Below are 14,743 nucleotides of genomic sequence, written 5' to 3' on the forward strand. Positions count from 1 at the left end.
CACGCGCCGGTGAGCGGCGCGTAGCAGGTTTTCCGTGTGGTATTTTGTTGAACACAGCAACGCCATAACAACAAGAAGGAAGCACAATGTTTAAGTCTTTTTTCCCAAAGCCGGGGCCATTTTTCCTCTCGGCGTTTATTTGGGCATTAATCGCCGTCATTTTCTGGCAGGCGGGTGGTGGAGCGTGGATTGAGCGCCTGACCGGTGCAACGGGTGATGTTCCTATCAGTGCCGCGCGTTTCTGGTCGCTCAGCTATTTGCTGTTTTACGCCTACTATGCAGTATGCGTAGGGATATTTGCCTTGTTTTGGTTTGCATATTCGCCGCACCGCTGGCAATACTGGTCGATTCTCGGGACATCACTCATCATCTTCGTCACCTGGTTTTTGGTCGAAGTGGGTGTCGCGGTCAACGCATGGTATGCACCGTTCTACGATCTGATTCAGACTGCACTCAGTTCGCCGCATAAGGTCACCATCAATCAGTTTTATCATGAAGTGGGCATCTTCCTCGGCATCGCGTTGATTGCTGTGATTATCGGTGTAATGAATAATTTCTTCGTCAGCCACTATGTTTTCCGCTGGCGTACCGCAATGAACGAACACTATATGGCGCACTGGCAGCAGCTGCGTCATATCGAAGGTGCCGCGCAGCGTGTGCAGGAAGATACAATGCGTTTTGCTTCGACGCTTGAAGATATGGGTGTGAGTTTTATCAACGCCATCATGACGTTAATTGCCTTCCTTCCGGTGCTGGTCACCCTCTCGGCGCATGTCCCTGAGCTGCCTATTGTTGGCCACCTGCCGTACGGTCTGGTGATTGCGGCCATCGTCTGGTCGCTGATGGGTACAGGGCTGCTGGCGGCTGTCGGGATCAAACTACCGGGGCTGGAGTTTAAAAATCAGCGCGTGGAAGCGGCTTATCGTAAAGAACTGGTCTACGGTGAAGATGACGCGAATCGCGCCTCGCCTCCGACGGTACGTGAGTTGTTTGGCGCGGTGCGTCGTAACTATTTCCGACTTTATTTCCACTACATGTATTTCAATATCGCCCGCATATTATATTTGCAGGTCGATAACGTTTTCGGTTTGTTCCTGCTGTTCCCGTCGATTGTTGCAGGTACGATTACGCTCGGTCTGATGACGCAGATAACCAACGTTTTTGGTCAGGTTCGCGGTTCGTTCCAGTATCTGATTGCCTCATGGACGACGCTGGTTGAGCTGATGTCGATCTACAAACGTCTGCGCAGTTTTGAGCGCGAGCTGGACGATCAGAACCTTCAGGAAGTGACCAATACATTAGGGTAAAACAGGGAGTTGCTATGCCATTTGCCGTACCACGCGGGTTACCGTTATCACTGCTGGCCGCCTTTGTGCTGGCCGGATGCGCCGACAAAGGGGCTGCGCCGCTGAAAAAGGGCGAAAAGCCCGTCGATGTGGCAAGCGTGGTTCGCCAGAAAATGCCCGCCAGCGTGAAGGATCGCGATGACTGGGCGATTGTGCTGGCGAAGACGTTCGAGAGCCAGAAAATCGCCCCGACTGAGGAGAACATCTGCTCGGTACTGGCGGTGGCACAGCAAGAATCTATGTACCAATCCGATCCGGCGGTGCCAGGACTAAACAAAATTGCCTGGAAAGAGATCGACCGACGTGCGGAAAAAATGCACATCCCGATCTTCCTGGTGCATACGGCCCTCAAAATCACATCGCCTAACGGTAAAAGCTACAGCGAACGGTTGGATACAGTCAAAACCGAGAAACAACTGAGCGCCATTTTCGATGATTTTATCGATATGGTGCCGATGGGGCAGAAGCTGTTTGGTTCGCTGAACCCGGTACATACCGGCGGGCCAATGCAGGTCAGCATCGATTTTGCCGAGAAGCATAAAAGCGGGTATCCGTGGAAAATCGACGGAACCGTGCGTCAGGAAGTGTTCTCGCTTCGCGGCGGGTTGTGGTTTGGAACGTATCATTTGCTGAATTATCCAGCCAACTACAGCGCCCCGCTGTATCGCTTCGCCGATTTCAACGCCGGGTGGTACGCCAGTCGTAATGCCGCCTTCCAGAATGCCGTGAACCGCGCGACGGGCTCGAAGCTCGCCTTAGATGGCGATCTCATTGCGTATGGGAGCAGTGAAGCGGGCACGACCGAACAGGCGGTGCGCAAGCTGGCGATAAAGCTGGATATGAGTAACAGCGAAATCCGCCATCAGCTTGAAAAAGGGGATAGTCTGGCGTTCGAGAAAACGGAACTTTATCAGCAGGTGTACACTCTGGCGGAACAGAAAAGTGGCAAAGCTTTACCAAGGGAGGTTCTGCCGGGCATTCAGCTCGAAAGCCCGAAGATCACGCGTAATCTCACCACGGCGTGGTTCGCAAAACGCGTGGACGATCGCCGGGCGCGCTGCATGTCACTGAACTAAAAGTCAGTGATAACGACGCCAGCGCAGCACAAGGGCGATGGCGCCGAGGATAGCGCATCCTGCCAGGAAGGGAATGAGCCCGAAGATAGTGCTCACACCAAATCCGATGTCAACGCGCGGTCGGCCTGTGTCCTGAACCTGCATCAGGTGTTCATAAACGCCTGGTGCATGCACCAGAATGTTCAGTAATTGTGAACCTGCCCAGAAACAGAACAGCACAAACAGCGCGTAGGCGATATTACCCGACGTTGAAGATCTGGGATATTTGCCGCCAAAAATCGGCTTCGTCAGTGTAAAGTCTGCCATAAAGACCTCCCGCTATTTCACTCTGGCCATATGCCAGTCGTACAAGCTGAGTCTGACAGGTCATAGCATTTGTCAATATCAGAATCGTGGTAATTTGGCCCAGGGAATTCTCCTGGTTTAACGATTTCTGCCCTGCGTCACAGTTTTCTGACTTAAGTTAAATTGATTCGCATTTAAGAATTTCCGTATTCGCCACAGACCGAATAAGAAAACTGTGAGAGGATGGCTTTTTATTCTGTCGGAGTTGCCATGAACCTGTCTGCCAAACTACGCCGTGACTGGCATTATTACGCCTTTGCGATTGGCCTGATTTTTATTCTTAACGGTGTTGTTGGGCTGCTCGGATTTGAAGCGAAAGGCTGGCAAACCTATGCGGTAGGGCTGGTGACGTGGGTAATCAGTTTCTGGCTGGCGGGGTTCATCATCCGCCGTCGACCGCAAGAGCCAACGACGGAAAATGTGGAGAGCGCTGATAAAGCGGATTAACCGTTTACCGAGCTTTTCAGGGCGCTGTCAGCAGCGTGACGCTCCAGCGCCAGTTCGATCAGACGGGTGATTAAATCCGGGTAGCTGATACCGCTGGCCTGCCACAGTTTTGGGTACATGCTGATATTGGTGAAGCCGGGCAGTGTGTTGATTTCGTTAATGATCACATCATTTTCGGCTGTCAGGAACACGTCGACACGCGCCATTCCACCGCAGCCGAGCGCCTGATAGGCTTCAATGGCGATCGCGCGGATCTTGTCATTGATTTCAGGATCGAGAACCGCCGGAACGACAACCTGCGCGCCTTTATCATCAATGTATTTGGTGTCGTACGAGTAGAAATCACTGTTCAGCACCACTTCGCCACAGGTACTGGCCTGTGGGAAATCGTTGCCCAATACGGCGCATTCGATTTCTCGACCTTTAATCCCTTGTTCAACCACCACTTTGTGATCAAATTCAAATGCCAGACGCACGGCTTCGGTGAACTGCGCTTCGCTGGTGACTTTGCTGACGCCAACGGAAGAGCCCTGGTTCGCCGGTTTGACGAATAACGGCAGCCCAAGCTGGGAAGTGATTTGGGCAAAGCTGTGTTGCTGACGATTGGCGCGCGTGAGGGTGACAAACGGAGCGATATTCAGCCCGGCGTCGCGCAGCAGGCGTTTGGTCACGTCTTTGTCCATGCAGGCGGCGGAGCCGAGAACGTCAGAGCCGACAAACGGCAGATTCGCCATGCGCAGCATCCCTTGCAGGGAACCATCTTCGCCCAGTGTGCCATGAACAATCGGGAAAACGACGTCAATCTGGGTCAGTGCTTGCGCATTGCCCGCGTTAATCAGCTGGCCCTGCTCCACGCCCGGTACGCTGGCGACACTGATGTCCGATGGATTGAGCGCGATATGCGCCGGATCGTCTGCGTTCAACAGGTATTGACTGGCATCGTTCACGTGCCATTGTCCCTGCTTATCAATGCCCAGCAAAACGACATCAAAACGGCTTTTATCAATCGCATCAACGATATTTTTGGCCGATTGCAGTGACACTTCGTGTTCTGCCGATTTTCCCCCAAAAACAATTCCTACCCGCTGCTTCGCCATCTTCACTTTCTTCCAGTCTGACTCATCAAAGCCCATAACATACCACGATGCCCGGTGGGTTTCCCCGCCTTCTGCCATAATGTTTTGAGGTAGAAAAGAGGAGGGCGTGTGCGAGGGAAAAGTCTGCTTATCTGGGCGATAATTGCGGGAGCGGCGGTGATGGGATATCGCTGGCTGCCGTCGTATTACAATCCTTTTGTGCCGCTAAATCTCGACGATCCGCCGGGTAAAATTACCCAGTTTAAACTGCGTCGCCTGACGCCGGAGGCATGCACCCGTTTGCTGTCAGAGGCGAACCAGAAACGGCTGATCCAGACGCAGCCGATGGCTAACAGCGCAGGGGATTGTCCTCTGAGCGATGTGGTGCGGGTGCGCAACTTTGGCCCCGTGACGCTCAGCAGCAGTTTTATCGCCAGCTGTCCGCTGGCCCTGAGTTCCGCGCTGTTTATCCAGCAGCAGGCGCGGCCTCTTACCAAAACGATGATGGGCAGCGAACTGGCGCGCGTTGAGCATCTCGGGAGTTTTGCCTGTCGTAATATCTATCACCGACCCGATGCGCGGCGCAGCGAACATGCCACCGCCGACGCGCTGGATATCAGCGGGTTTCAGCTGGCGGACGGCCAGAAGGTAACGGTTCTGCCAGGCTGGCGTAACGAGAAAACGCAGCCGTGGTTGCGGGCGCTGCTCAGTGCCAGCTGCGACTATTATGGCAACGGGTTAGGTCCGGAATATAACGCCGCGCACGCCAACCATTTTCATCTTGGCATGCGCGGTTTTGGCCTCTGTCGTTAAAGCATTTTTCACCAGCTGAAAGAGGATAGTTTGTGACTTGTTTCACAAATAGGATGACTGGGGAGATAAAATACCAAAATGTTCGCCTCCGCATCTCTGGTTCCACGTCATCTGACGTAACTTGCTAATCTGTCGGCGAATTCGCCTAAAAATGAAGATTGTGTCGCTTATGGAATCCTGGAAAGTAAATCTCATCTCGGTCTGGTTTGGCTGTTTTTTCACCGGCCTCGCCATCAGCCAGATTTTGCCCTTCCTGCCGCTGTATGTTTCCCAGCTCGGCGTGACGTCGCACGAAGCGCTGTCGATGTGGTCCGGTTTGACCTTCAGTATTACTTTCCTGGTTTCCGCGATTGTGTCGCCCATGTGGGGCAGCCTTGCAGACCGAAAAGGGCGCAAACTGATGTTGCTGCGCGCGTCGCTCGGGATGGCGATTGCGATATTGCTTCAGGCGTACGCGACGAATGTCTGGCAGCTCTTTTTACTGCGTGGCCTGATGGGCCTGACCTCTGGCTATATTCCCAACGCGATGGCGTTGGTGGCTTCCCAGGTTCCGCGCGAGCGCAGCGGGTGGGCGATAAGCACGCTTTCCACGGCGCAAATCAGCGGTGTGATTGGCGGCCCGCTGATGGGCGGTTTCCTGGCTGACCACGTCGGGTTGCGGGCGGTATTTTTCATCACCGCGATGCTGTTGGTGGTGAGTTTTCTGGTGACCTTTTTCCTGATAAAAGAGGGCGTGCGCCCGACCGTCAGCAAAGCCGATCGTCTGAGCGGCAAAGCGGTGTTTGCCACGTTGCCGTATCCCGGCCTGATGATCAGCCTGTTTGTGACGACGATGGTGATTCAACTGTGTAATGGGTCAATTGGACCGATTTTGGCGCTGTTTATTAAATCGATGGCACCGGACAGCAATAATATCGCGTTTCTCAGCGGCATGATTGCCGCCGTGCCCGGCGTGTCAGCATTGATCTCGGCCCCCCGTTTAGGCAAGCTCGGGGACAGGATTGGTACAGCGCGAATATTAATGGCGACGCTTATCTTCGCGGTGGTGCTGTTTTTTGCGATGTCTTTTGTCACCTCGCCTTTCCAGCTTGGCGTGCTGCGCTTTATGCTGGGGTTTGCCGATGGCGCGATGCTGCCTGCGGTGCAAACTCTGCTGGTAAAATACTCGAGCGATCAGGTCACCGGGCGCATCTTTGGCTATAACCAGTCGTTTATGTATCTTGGCAATGTCGCCGGTCCGCTGATGGGCGCAACCGTCTCTGCGATGGCGGGATTCCGCTGGGTGTTTGCGGCAACGGCTGTCGTGGTGCTAATCAACGTTATCCAACTCGCAATTGCATTGCGCCGCCGTCGTCAAAAAGAAGACAATATCAGCATCTGAGCATTATTTAGCGAAGATATATTATGTATTAAGCAAACGTTAAGTTGTTATCAAAAATAATGACGCTTGCTTTCTAATATTTAGCTGCCAAAAATCAGTTTTTATAATAGCAAAACGTTTCGCTGAGGCTAAATCATCGTTATTTGCGACATAGCGTGTTTTTTCATAAAGATAATACTTTTCGCCTCTTTGCATTAATCGACCGTAATGATACCGTCAGCAAAAACCTGATAAGGAAATAGCTCGATGAAAAATCTCATTGCAGAGTTGCTGGTTAAGCTTGCCCAAAAGGAAGAAGAGTCAAAAGAACTGGTCGCCCAGGTTGAAGCATTAGAAATAGTGGTCACCGCGCTGCTACGGCAGATGGCGCAGACCGATCAGCAGGCGCTGATCCGAAGTATCGAGGGCGCACTGGAAGATGCCAGGCCCGACTCTCAAGTGCCGGTTCAGGATAGCGAAATGCTACAGCAATACGTAAAAAAGTTGCTGCGGCATCCTCGCAGTTAATCCGCCGCACTATCTAAAAACCTGTCATAGATTTGTCATCTGAAGTTCTTATAGTCGCTCTGTTTATTTTTTATGTATTTTTACATGGAGAGAAAAAAGTGAAACAGAGCGCACTTTTCATTGCATTAATGCCCTTATTATTTACCCCTGTCATTCATGCGGAAACCGCGAATACCAGCGTGCTGGATAATCGTGTTGCACAGGGCGATATCACGCAGCCGGGTGGCGCACGCCGTCTGACTGGAGATCAAACCGAAGCGCTGCGTGCGTCGCTGAATGAGAAACCCGCTAAAAATATTATTCTGCTGATTGGCGACGGTATGGGTGATTCCGAAATCACCGCCGCGCGAAATTATGCCGAAGGTGCAGGTGGCTTTTTTAAAGGCATCGATGCGCTGCCATTGACCGGGCAATATACCCATTACGCGCTGGATAAAAAAACCGGAAAACCCGATTACGTGACCGATTCGGCAGCCTCCGCCACGGCCTGGACCACCGGTGTCAAAACCTATAACGGCGCACTGGGCGTCGATATTCACGAAAAAGATCACCAGACCATTCTGGAGATGGCAAAAGCCGCCGGGCTGGCAACGGGTAACGTGTCCACTGCTGAACTGCAAGATGCCACGCCAGCCGCACTGGTTTCACATGTTACCTCGCGTAAATGTTACGGTCCGTCCGTCACCAGCGAAAAATGTCCAACTAATGCACTGGAAAAGGGCGGTAAAGGATCGATTACCGAACAGCTGCTGAATGCGCGTGCAGATGTCACGTTAGGCGGCGGTGCAAAAACCTTCGCTGAAACCGCAACGGCAGGCGAATGGCAGGGCAAAACCCTGCGTGAACAAGCGCAGGCGCGCGGCTATCAACTGGTGAGCGATGCTGCTTCTCTGGCGGCCATTACTGACGCAGGTCAGGATAAACCTCTGCTCGGTCTGTTCTCCGATGGCAACATGCCGGTGCGCTGGGAAGGGCCAAAAGCCTCTTACCACGGCAATATCGACAAACCTGCCGTAACCTGTACTCCAAACCCGAAACGTGACGACAGCGTCCCAACGCTGGCGCAGATGACCGATAAAGCCATTTCTTTATTAAGCAAAGGCGAGAAAGGTTTCTTCCTGCAGGTGGAAGGGGCGTCGATCGATAAACAAGATCACGCGGCCAATCCGTGCGGACAGATTGGCGAAACCGTCGATCTTGACGAAGCGGTGCAGAAGGCGCTGGAGTTCGCGAAGAAAGACGGTAACACTCTCGTGGTGGTGACCGCTGACCACGCCCACGCCAGCCAGATTGTGGCTCCGGATACCAAAGCCCCTGGCCTGACTCAGGCTCTCAATACCAAAGACGGTGCGGTGATGGTGATGAGCTACGGCAACTCGGAAGGCGATTCTATGGAACATACCGGAACACAGCTGCGCATTGCTGCGTATGGCCCGCATGCCGCAAACGTGGTCGGCCTGACGGATCAAACGGATCTGTTCTACACCATGAAAGACGCTCTTGGACTGAAATAACACCCTCACCCGGCGGAAACCTATTTCGCCGGGTGGTATTTTTCCCGCCACGAACCAGACTTAGTGTGAACCTTCACAAAAGGATGGTGCTATGAAACTAACCCTCGTTGTAACCCTGCTTTCTACCTTGTTCCTGGTGTCCACGGCTTCTGCTGCGGAGAAAACGCTCACCCCTCAGCAGCAACGAATGACCAGCTGTAATCAACAGGCTACAGCCCAGACGCTGAAAGGCGATGCGCGTAAAACCTACATGAGCGATTGCCTGAAAAACAGCGCCTCAAAACCGGGGGAAAAGAGCCTGACGCCTCAGCAGCAAAAAATGCGCGAATGTAACGGCCTGGCCACGCAACAATCACTCAAAGGCGACGACCGAAGCAAGTTTATGAGCGCTTGCCTGAAAAAAGCGGCGTAGTCCTAACGGGTGAGCGGTGACAATGACTCACCCGAAATTTCATACTTTCCCCGCAACACCCCTCTCTATAATTTGGGAAATGTTTCAGAATGTTCCCAAAAATTATGAATGACGAAAACTTTTACAATAAAGACGTCTCGCGAGAAGAGTGGCAGCCAAACCTTTCTCAGGATGACCATCACCGTTCCGGTATCCGTTTCGCACGGCGTGTTCGATTGCCGCGTATCTTCGGGCTGGCGGCAATGTTTTTCCCGATTGCCGGGGCGATGGTGGCACAAGCTCCGCCTGGAGGCTGGTGGTTACTGCTGGTCGGATGGGCGTTCGTCTGGCCGCACCTGGCCTGGCAGCTGGCTTATCGCGCTTCCGATCCGCGTGTCAGTGAAATGAACAATCTGAAGGCCGACGCCATCGTGGCAGGCGTCTGGATTGGGCTGACAGGGGTGAATGTGCTCCCTACCGCCGCACTTATCATTCTGATCGGCATGAATATGATGGGGGCGGGCGGGATCAGATTGTTCAGTGCTGGTGCAATCATGACCACCATCGCGGCCCTGGTCACGTTGCAGCTCACTGGGGTCTCTCCCACCTTTACGCTTACCCCGCTGGAACTCTGGCTGGCGCTGCCGGTGATAGTTCTCTATCCGCTGTTTTTTGCCTGGGTAAGCTATCAGACCGCCATTCGGCTGGCGGAGCACAAGCGCCGTCTGGAATTGATGAGCACCCGCGATGGCATGACCGGGGTGTTCAACCGCCGCCACTGGGAGATCCTGTTACGCAATGAGTACGACACCTGTCGGCGCGCTCATCGCGAAGCGGCGATCCTGATTATCGATATCGACCATTTCAAGAGTATTAACGACACCTGGGGCCACGATGTGGGCGATGAGGCAATTATCGCCGTTACGCGGCAGTTACAATTAACGCTGCGGGCCGGGGATATGATTGGGCGCTTCGGTGGCGATGAATTTGCGGTGATCATGAGCGGCACGCCAGCGGAAAGTGCCATCGCGGCGATGTCTCGTGTGCATGAGCGGCTGGCGGTCTTAACGCTACCCTGTGCGCCGCAGGTGCGGCTGCGGATCAGTGTCGGGGTCGCCCCTCTGACGGCAGAGTTTTGCCATTATCGGGAATGGCTAAAAGCGGCGGATGTGGCGCTGTACAAAGCGAAAAATGCCGGACGTAACCGCACCGAAGTGGCCGCCTGACGTCCGGCAATAAGGCTTAGGATTTACTCAGTTTCTCTGATTTTTCCATGCACTTATTCATCGCTTCAATCACCGCCGAACGGAATCCACGCTCTTCCAGAACGCGCACGGCTTCGATGGTAGTGCCACCCGGTGAACAGACCATATCTTTCAGTTCGCCCGGATGTTTGCCCGTTTCCAGCACCATTTTGGCGGAACCCATCACCGCCTGAGCAGCAAATTTATAGGCCTGCGCGCGCGGCATGCCACCGAGCACGGCAGCGTCGGCCATCGCTTCGATAAACATGAAAACATACGCTGGAGCGGAACCGCTGACGCCGACAACCGGATGGATCATCGCTTCAGCAATCACTTCGGCTTCGCCAAAGCAGCGGAAAATATTCAGCACGTCCGCCACGTCTTCTGGCGTTACCAGCGCGTTCGGTGTTACGGAAGTCATCCCCGCATTCACCAGCGACGGCGTGTTTGGCATTGCGCGGACAATCTTACGGTCATGGCCGAGTGCGCGGGCGAGCTGATCGAGCGTAACACCTGCTGCAATCGAGACGACCAGCGTCTCTTTATTCAGGCTGGAGGTAATGTCGCTGAGGACTTTAATCATGATGTTGGGTTTGACGGCGCCAAAGACGATGTCAGCAATCTGAGCGACTTCCTGCGCGCTTTCGGCGGCGTTAATACCGTATTCATCACGCAGCGCGGCAACTTTGTCCGGTGACGGGGTGTAGACCCAAATCTGCCCCGGCAAGACCTGGCCACTGGCGATCAAACCACCGAGAATGGCTTTTCCCATATTGCCGCAGCCGATAAAACCGATTTTTTTGTCCATCACGTCTCTCCGTTATTATGCGTTGTGAGTTCTGATTTAAACCTAAATAATTCGAGTTACAGGAACGCGGCCAACGCACCTGCAACTTGAAGTATGACGGTTTTATAGCTTAACAACGAAAAGCAGGCGACAATAGCTATCAATATGAAGCCGGGGAGAAACTATGGCGATTTGGGTGGATGCGGATGCGTGTCCGAATGTCATTAAAGAGATTTTATTCCGTGCGGCAGAGCGTGTGCAGATGCCGTTAACGCTGGTGGCAAACCAGAATTTGCGTATTCCACCGTCGAAATTTATCCGTTCCATGCGTGTTCCGGCAGGTTTCGACGTGGCCGATAACGAAATTGTGCGTCTGTGTAGCCCGGAAGATTTGGTGATCACCGCCGATATTCCCCTGGCGGCAGAAGTGCTGGAGAAAGGTGCTGCGGCGCTGAATCCGCGCGGTGAACGCTATTCACCTTCAACGATCCGACAAAAACTCACCATGCGTGATTTTATGGATACGCTCCGCGCCAGCGGTGTACAAACCGGCGGGCCAGATTCGCTATCACAGCGCGACCGTCAGCAGTTCGCCGCCGAGCTGGATAAATGGCTGCTGGAAGTGAAGCGTCGTACAGCGTAATGATAAGCATTGCTAAATTGTGATACAGTGGGCCAACTTGCCTTTACCTTATGTACTAGTTTAATGGTATTATTGTTCGTTTTTCGACTTCTCACACTGCAACCTCGCGATACCAAGGGGAACACCTGGCTATGACCCAACCCATCTTTTTAGTTGGCCCCCGTGGCTGCGGCAAAACGACCGTCGGCCTCGAACTGGCTCGCGTCTGTGAAAGCCAGTTTGTCGATACCGATCACTGGCTGCAAACACATGCGGGTCAGAGCATCGCCGAGATCGTCGAAAAAGAAGGCTGGGAGAGTTTCCGTACGCGTGAAAGCGAAACCCTGGAAGCGGTGACCGCTCCTTCGACGATTGTTGCGACCGGTGGAGGGATTATCCTGGCGGAACGTAATCGCCAGTTTATGCGTGAGAAAGGTATCGTGATTTATCTCTGCGCCCCGGTTTCTACACTGGTTGAGCGTCTGGAAGCTTTCCCGGAAGAGGGGCAACGTCCGACGCTGACCGGCAAGCCTATCAGTGAAGAAGTCAGCGAAATCCTCGCCGAGCGCGACGCGCTGTATCGTGAAGCGGCACATCATGTGATTGACGCCTCGCTGTCGCCGGAAGAGGTCGTAAATCAGATTGTTACCGCCCTGCGTCTGGCTTGCGCCAGCTAGCAGACGTCTATACTCATAGTTTAGCCCTCATAAAAAGGATGAACTATGCCAACTAAACCGCCATACCCACGCGAAGCACGCATTGTGACTGTTGAAAAAGGCACCGGTGCCCATACCGTGACCTGGTATCAATTGCGTGCAGATCATCCCAAGCCAAATTCCCTGATTAGCGAACATGAGAGCGAACAGGAAGCGCTGGATGCCAAACGCCGCTACGAAGACCCCGAAAAGTCCTGATACAAATCTGAAATCCGCCATAACCGTGTCTGAATCACACTTTTAACTCAACGCGAATGTTAAGTGGGGGTTAATATTTAGTTATTACAGTGAGATTCAGAACGGGCGTTCTATCTTTACATTTCGATGTACAGATATGCTGCTACGCTTTTGACCTGTTTAAGCTAAAACAAGAACCGCGCAGCGTATTGAGCTTGTGCCTGTATTATCGCAGTGGTAGTGAAGAAAGGCGAAAACGATGAAGGCAACATTGGCGATCCTCACCATTGGAGTGGTCCCTGTAAGCGAAGTGTTACCGCTCTTAACCGAGCATGTCTCTGAACAACAAATCACGCATCTTAGCCTGCTGGGCAAGATGAGTCGGGAAGAGGTCATGGATGACTACGCGATTGGGATCAACGAAGATTCACTGCCGACATTGTTAAGCGACGGTAAACTAGCACACGTATCGCATCAGAAAATTGAGCGGGCATTACAGGGCGTAATTGAAGTCCTCGATAATCAGGGATATGACGTAATCCTGCTGATGAGCACCGCACCGATATCGGGTCTCACGGCGAGAAATTCTATCCTCCTTGAACCAATGCGCATCATTCCGCCGCTGGTGGCCTCGATTGTTGATGGCCATCAGGTGGGGGTCATTGTGCCGATTGAGGAGCTTCTTGAGAATCAGATCCATAAATGGAAAGTCCTGCAAAAATCACCGCTCTTTGCCCTGGCCAACCCTATCTGGGATACCGAGGCCAAATTGATTTCGGCGGGGCGCGAATTACTGGAGCAGGGTGCGGATGTATTGATGCTAGATTGCCTCGGTTTTCACCAGCATCATCGCGATTTACTGCAAAAAGCGCTTGATGTCCCTGTACTGCTCTCGAACGTGCTGGTCACTCGCCTGGCCTCTGAATTGCTGGCCTGAGATTTTGCGTGACAGGCACGGAGGATGGCCCCTATAGTGGATTTTTATCTAAAGACATAAGGGCCAGTTCATGCTTTCGAGTAACGAATACTTTTCCGGTAAAGTGAAATCCATTGGTTTTACCAGCAGCAGTACTGGCCGTGCCAGTGTCGGCGTCATGGCTGAAGGGGAATACACTTTTGGTACCGCAGAGCCTGAAGAGATGACGGTGATCAGTGGCGCGCTGAACGTGTTGCTGCCAGGTGAGACAGAATGGAAGGCGTACACCGCCGGACAAGTTTTCAATGTCCCTGGCCACAGCGAGTTTAATCTGCAGGTAGCAGAGCCAACGTCTTATCTGTGCCGTTATCTGTAATAAAAAAGCCGGGTAGCGCTTACGCTGACCCGGCCCGTTTTTGCAAGGTTTAGCGCTGCGCTTCGCCGCCTAAACCTTCGACCAGATCTTTAATCAACGCGGCTAACTCACCCGTCATCAGAATAAAGTCCGCATCAAAACGCTGGGCATAATCTTCACGATCGATATCTTCGTTCTGATCGCGCAACTCATCGCAGAACTTCAAACGCTTAATCGAACCATCGTCGCACATCACGAACTGGATGCGCTGCTGCCAGTCGAGCGCCAGCTTGGTCACCAGCTTGCCCGCTTCGATATGGACCGCGATTTCGTCGCAAACCAGATCCTGTTTTTTCGCGCGGATTACGCCGCCATCTTCGAGGATCGCTTTTAATTCGGCTTCATCCAGCAGCTGGAAACCTTGCGCCGGGCTGCCGCTGCGGACCCATTCGGTCAGCGTCAGTTCGATTGGATTTTCCATCGCCAGTGGAACCACCGGGAGCGACCCCAGGCTTTTACGCAGCAGAGCCAGCGTATCTTCTGCTTTCTTGGCGCTCGCGCAGTCCACCATGATCAAATCGTTTATGGTGTCGATCCACATCATGGTCTGGCTGAAGCGGCTAAAGGCGCGTGGCAGCAGAGAGTGCAGCACTTCATCCTTCAGGGAATCTTTTTCAGTTTTTTTCAGCTTGCGGCCTTGTTCGGCCTCGAGCTTGAAAATTTTCGCTTCCAGCGCCTGCTTCACGACGGGCGACGGCAGGATTTTTTGTTCCTGGCGCGCGCAAAGAATGATTTGCCCATTAGTCGAGGAGTGGGTCAGAGCATCGCTTTGGGAACCCATCGGGGAAACCCAGCCGGTTTTTGCCATATCCTGGCTACCGCATGGGGTAAAGGTGTAGGCGGCTAACTGTTTTTCCATCTCTTCCGCACGCAGCGAAACGTCGCGGCTGAGACGGTAAACCATCAAATTTTTGAACCACAGCATGATAATTTCCACGGCCTTGTCGTTAAATCAGCGGGCATGATAACG

The 14,743-nt window shown here is 53.1% G+C and carries 18 protein-coding genes; 14 read left to right on the top strand and 4 right to left on the bottom strand.

Going from position 1 to position 14,743, the window contains the following annotated elements; genetic code table 11:
• Positions 1–86 precede the first annotated feature (86 nt).
• Together sbmA and JBO43_RS12305 are read left to right on the top strand one after the other, a co-directional pair.
• Positions 87–1,307, top strand: a complete 1,221-nt coding sequence (sbmA, locus tag JBO43_RS12300; protein WP_202674422.1) for a peptide antibiotic transporter SbmA — start codon at positions 87–89, stop codon at positions 1,305–1,307.
• A gap of 14 nt (positions 1,308–1,321) precedes the next feature.
• Positions 1,322–2,422 (top strand): DUF1615 domain-containing protein, encoded by a 1,101-nt coding sequence (locus JBO43_RS12305; protein ID WP_095280942.1) that lies wholly within the window; start codon positions 1,322–1,324, stop codon positions 2,420–2,422.
• 3 nt (positions 2,423–2,425) lie between these two features.
• On the opposite strand, the gene JBO43_RS12310 is transcribed toward JBO43_RS12305, so the two are convergent.
• Positions 2,426–2,728 (bottom strand): DUF2755 family protein, encoded by a 303-nt coding sequence (locus JBO43_RS12310; protein WP_202674423.1) that lies wholly within the window; start codon positions 2,726–2,728, stop codon positions 2,426–2,428.
• 249 nt (positions 2,729–2,977) lie between these two features.
• Here JBO43_RS12310 and JBO43_RS12315 point away from each other — a divergent pair, with 249 nt between their 5' ends.
• A complete protein-coding gene (locus tag JBO43_RS12315) occupies positions 2,978–3,214 on the top strand; it encodes a DUF2754 domain-containing protein (protein ID WP_095284187.1) in 237 nt (78 codons plus the stop codon).
• Here JBO43_RS12315 and ddlA read toward each other — a convergent pair.
• Positions 3,211–4,311 carry a D-alanine--D-alanine ligase gene (ddlA, locus tag JBO43_RS12320; protein ID WP_202674463.1) on the bottom strand — a complete coding sequence of 367 codons (1,101 nt, stop codon included), beginning with the start codon at positions 4,309–4,311 and terminating at the stop codon, positions 3,211–3,213. The two genes, JBO43_RS12315 and ddlA, sit on opposite strands and share 4 nt — an antisense overlap.
• A 108-nt stretch (positions 4,312–4,419) precedes the next feature.
• Between ddlA and JBO43_RS12325 the strand changes: the two genes are divergently transcribed.
• From JBO43_RS12325 to adrA, 6 genes are all read left to right on the top strand, one after another.
• On the top strand, positions 4,420–5,103 hold the full coding sequence (locus tag JBO43_RS12325) for an extensin-like domain-containing protein (protein ID WP_202674424.1): 684 nt from the start codon (positions 4,420–4,422) through the stop codon (positions 5,101–5,103).
• A 169-nt stretch (positions 5,104–5,272) separates the two neighbouring features.
• The gene (locus JBO43_RS12330) at positions 5,273–6,484 is read left to right on the top strand and encodes a multidrug efflux MFS transporter (RefSeq protein WP_095280945.1); all 1,212 of its coding nucleotides are present in this window, start codon (positions 5,273–5,275) and stop codon (positions 6,482–6,484) included.
• Between the two features lie 246 nt (positions 6,485–6,730).
• Positions 6,731–6,991 (top strand): anti-adapter protein IraP, encoded by a 261-nt coding sequence (iraP, locus tag JBO43_RS12335; RefSeq protein WP_095280946.1) that lies wholly within the window; start codon positions 6,731–6,733, stop codon positions 6,989–6,991.
• Positions 6,992–7,089: 98 nt separating this feature from the next.
• Positions 7,090–8,505 (top strand): alkaline phosphatase, encoded by a 1,416-nt coding sequence (gene phoA, locus JBO43_RS12340; RefSeq protein ID WP_202674425.1) that lies wholly within the window; start codon positions 7,090–7,092, stop codon positions 8,503–8,505.
• Positions 8,506–8,596: 91 nt separating this feature from the next.
• The gene (psiF, locus tag JBO43_RS12345; RefSeq protein WP_095280948.1) at positions 8,597–8,917 is read left to right on the top strand and encodes a phosphate starvation-inducible protein PsiF; all 321 of its coding nucleotides are present in this window, start codon (positions 8,597–8,599) and stop codon (positions 8,915–8,917) included.
• 89 nt (positions 8,918–9,006) lie between these two features.
• Positions 9,007–10,122: a diguanylate cyclase AdrA gene (gene adrA / locus JBO43_RS12350; protein WP_202674426.1), complete on the top strand. Its 1,116-nt coding sequence runs from the start codon at positions 9,007–9,009 to the stop codon at positions 10,120–10,122.
• Positions 10,123–10,138: 16 nt separating this feature from the next.
• Here adrA and proC read toward each other — a convergent pair whose 3' ends face one another.
• A complete protein-coding gene (proC, locus tag JBO43_RS12355) occupies positions 10,139–10,948 on the bottom strand; it encodes a pyrroline-5-carboxylate reductase (RefSeq protein WP_103947640.1) in 810 nt (269 codons plus the stop codon).
• 163 nt (positions 10,949–11,111) lie between these two features.
• On the opposite strand from proC, the gene JBO43_RS12360 reads away from it, so the two are divergent.
• From JBO43_RS12360 to ppnP, 5 genes are all read left to right on the top strand, one after another.
• Entirely contained in the window at positions 11,112–11,570 is a 459-nt protein-coding gene (locus tag JBO43_RS12360; protein WP_103947639.1) for a YaiI/YqxD family protein, read from the top strand.
• Between the two features lie 131 nt (positions 11,571–11,701).
• Positions 11,702–12,226 carry a shikimate kinase AroL gene (gene aroL, locus JBO43_RS12365; protein ID WP_095280952.1) on the top strand — a complete coding sequence of 175 codons (525 nt, stop codon included), beginning with the start codon at positions 11,702–11,704 and terminating at the stop codon, positions 12,224–12,226.
• A gap of 45 nt (positions 12,227–12,271) precedes the next feature.
• A complete protein-coding gene (locus JBO43_RS12370; protein WP_103949938.1) occupies positions 12,272–12,463 on the top strand; it encodes a YaiA family protein in 192 nt (63 codons plus the stop codon).
• A gap of 238 nt (positions 12,464–12,701) precedes the next feature.
• Complete coding sequence (locus tag JBO43_RS12375; protein ID WP_095280954.1) at positions 12,702–13,379, top strand: AroM family protein; 678 nt, start codon at positions 12,702–12,704, stop codon at positions 13,377–13,379.
• Positions 13,380–13,449: 70 nt separating this feature from the next.
• On the top strand, positions 13,450–13,734 hold the full coding sequence (ppnP, locus tag JBO43_RS12380; protein WP_095280955.1) for a pyrimidine/purine nucleoside phosphorylase: 285 nt from the start codon (positions 13,450–13,452) through the stop codon (positions 13,732–13,734).
• Positions 13,735–13,783: 49 nt separating this feature from the next.
• On the opposite strand, the gene rdgC is transcribed toward ppnP, so the two are convergent.
• The gene (gene rdgC, locus JBO43_RS12385) at positions 13,784–14,698 is read right to left on the bottom strand and encodes a recombination-associated protein RdgC (RefSeq protein ID WP_202674427.1); all 915 of its coding nucleotides are present in this window, start codon (positions 14,696–14,698) and stop codon (positions 13,784–13,786) included.
• Positions 14,699–14,743 lie beyond the last annotated feature (45 nt).

It is taken from the genome of Lelliottia jeotgali (assembly GCF_016771845.1).
Classification (GTDB): Bacteria; Pseudomonadota; Gammaproteobacteria; order Enterobacterales; family Enterobacteriaceae; genus Enterobacter; species Enterobacter jeotgali.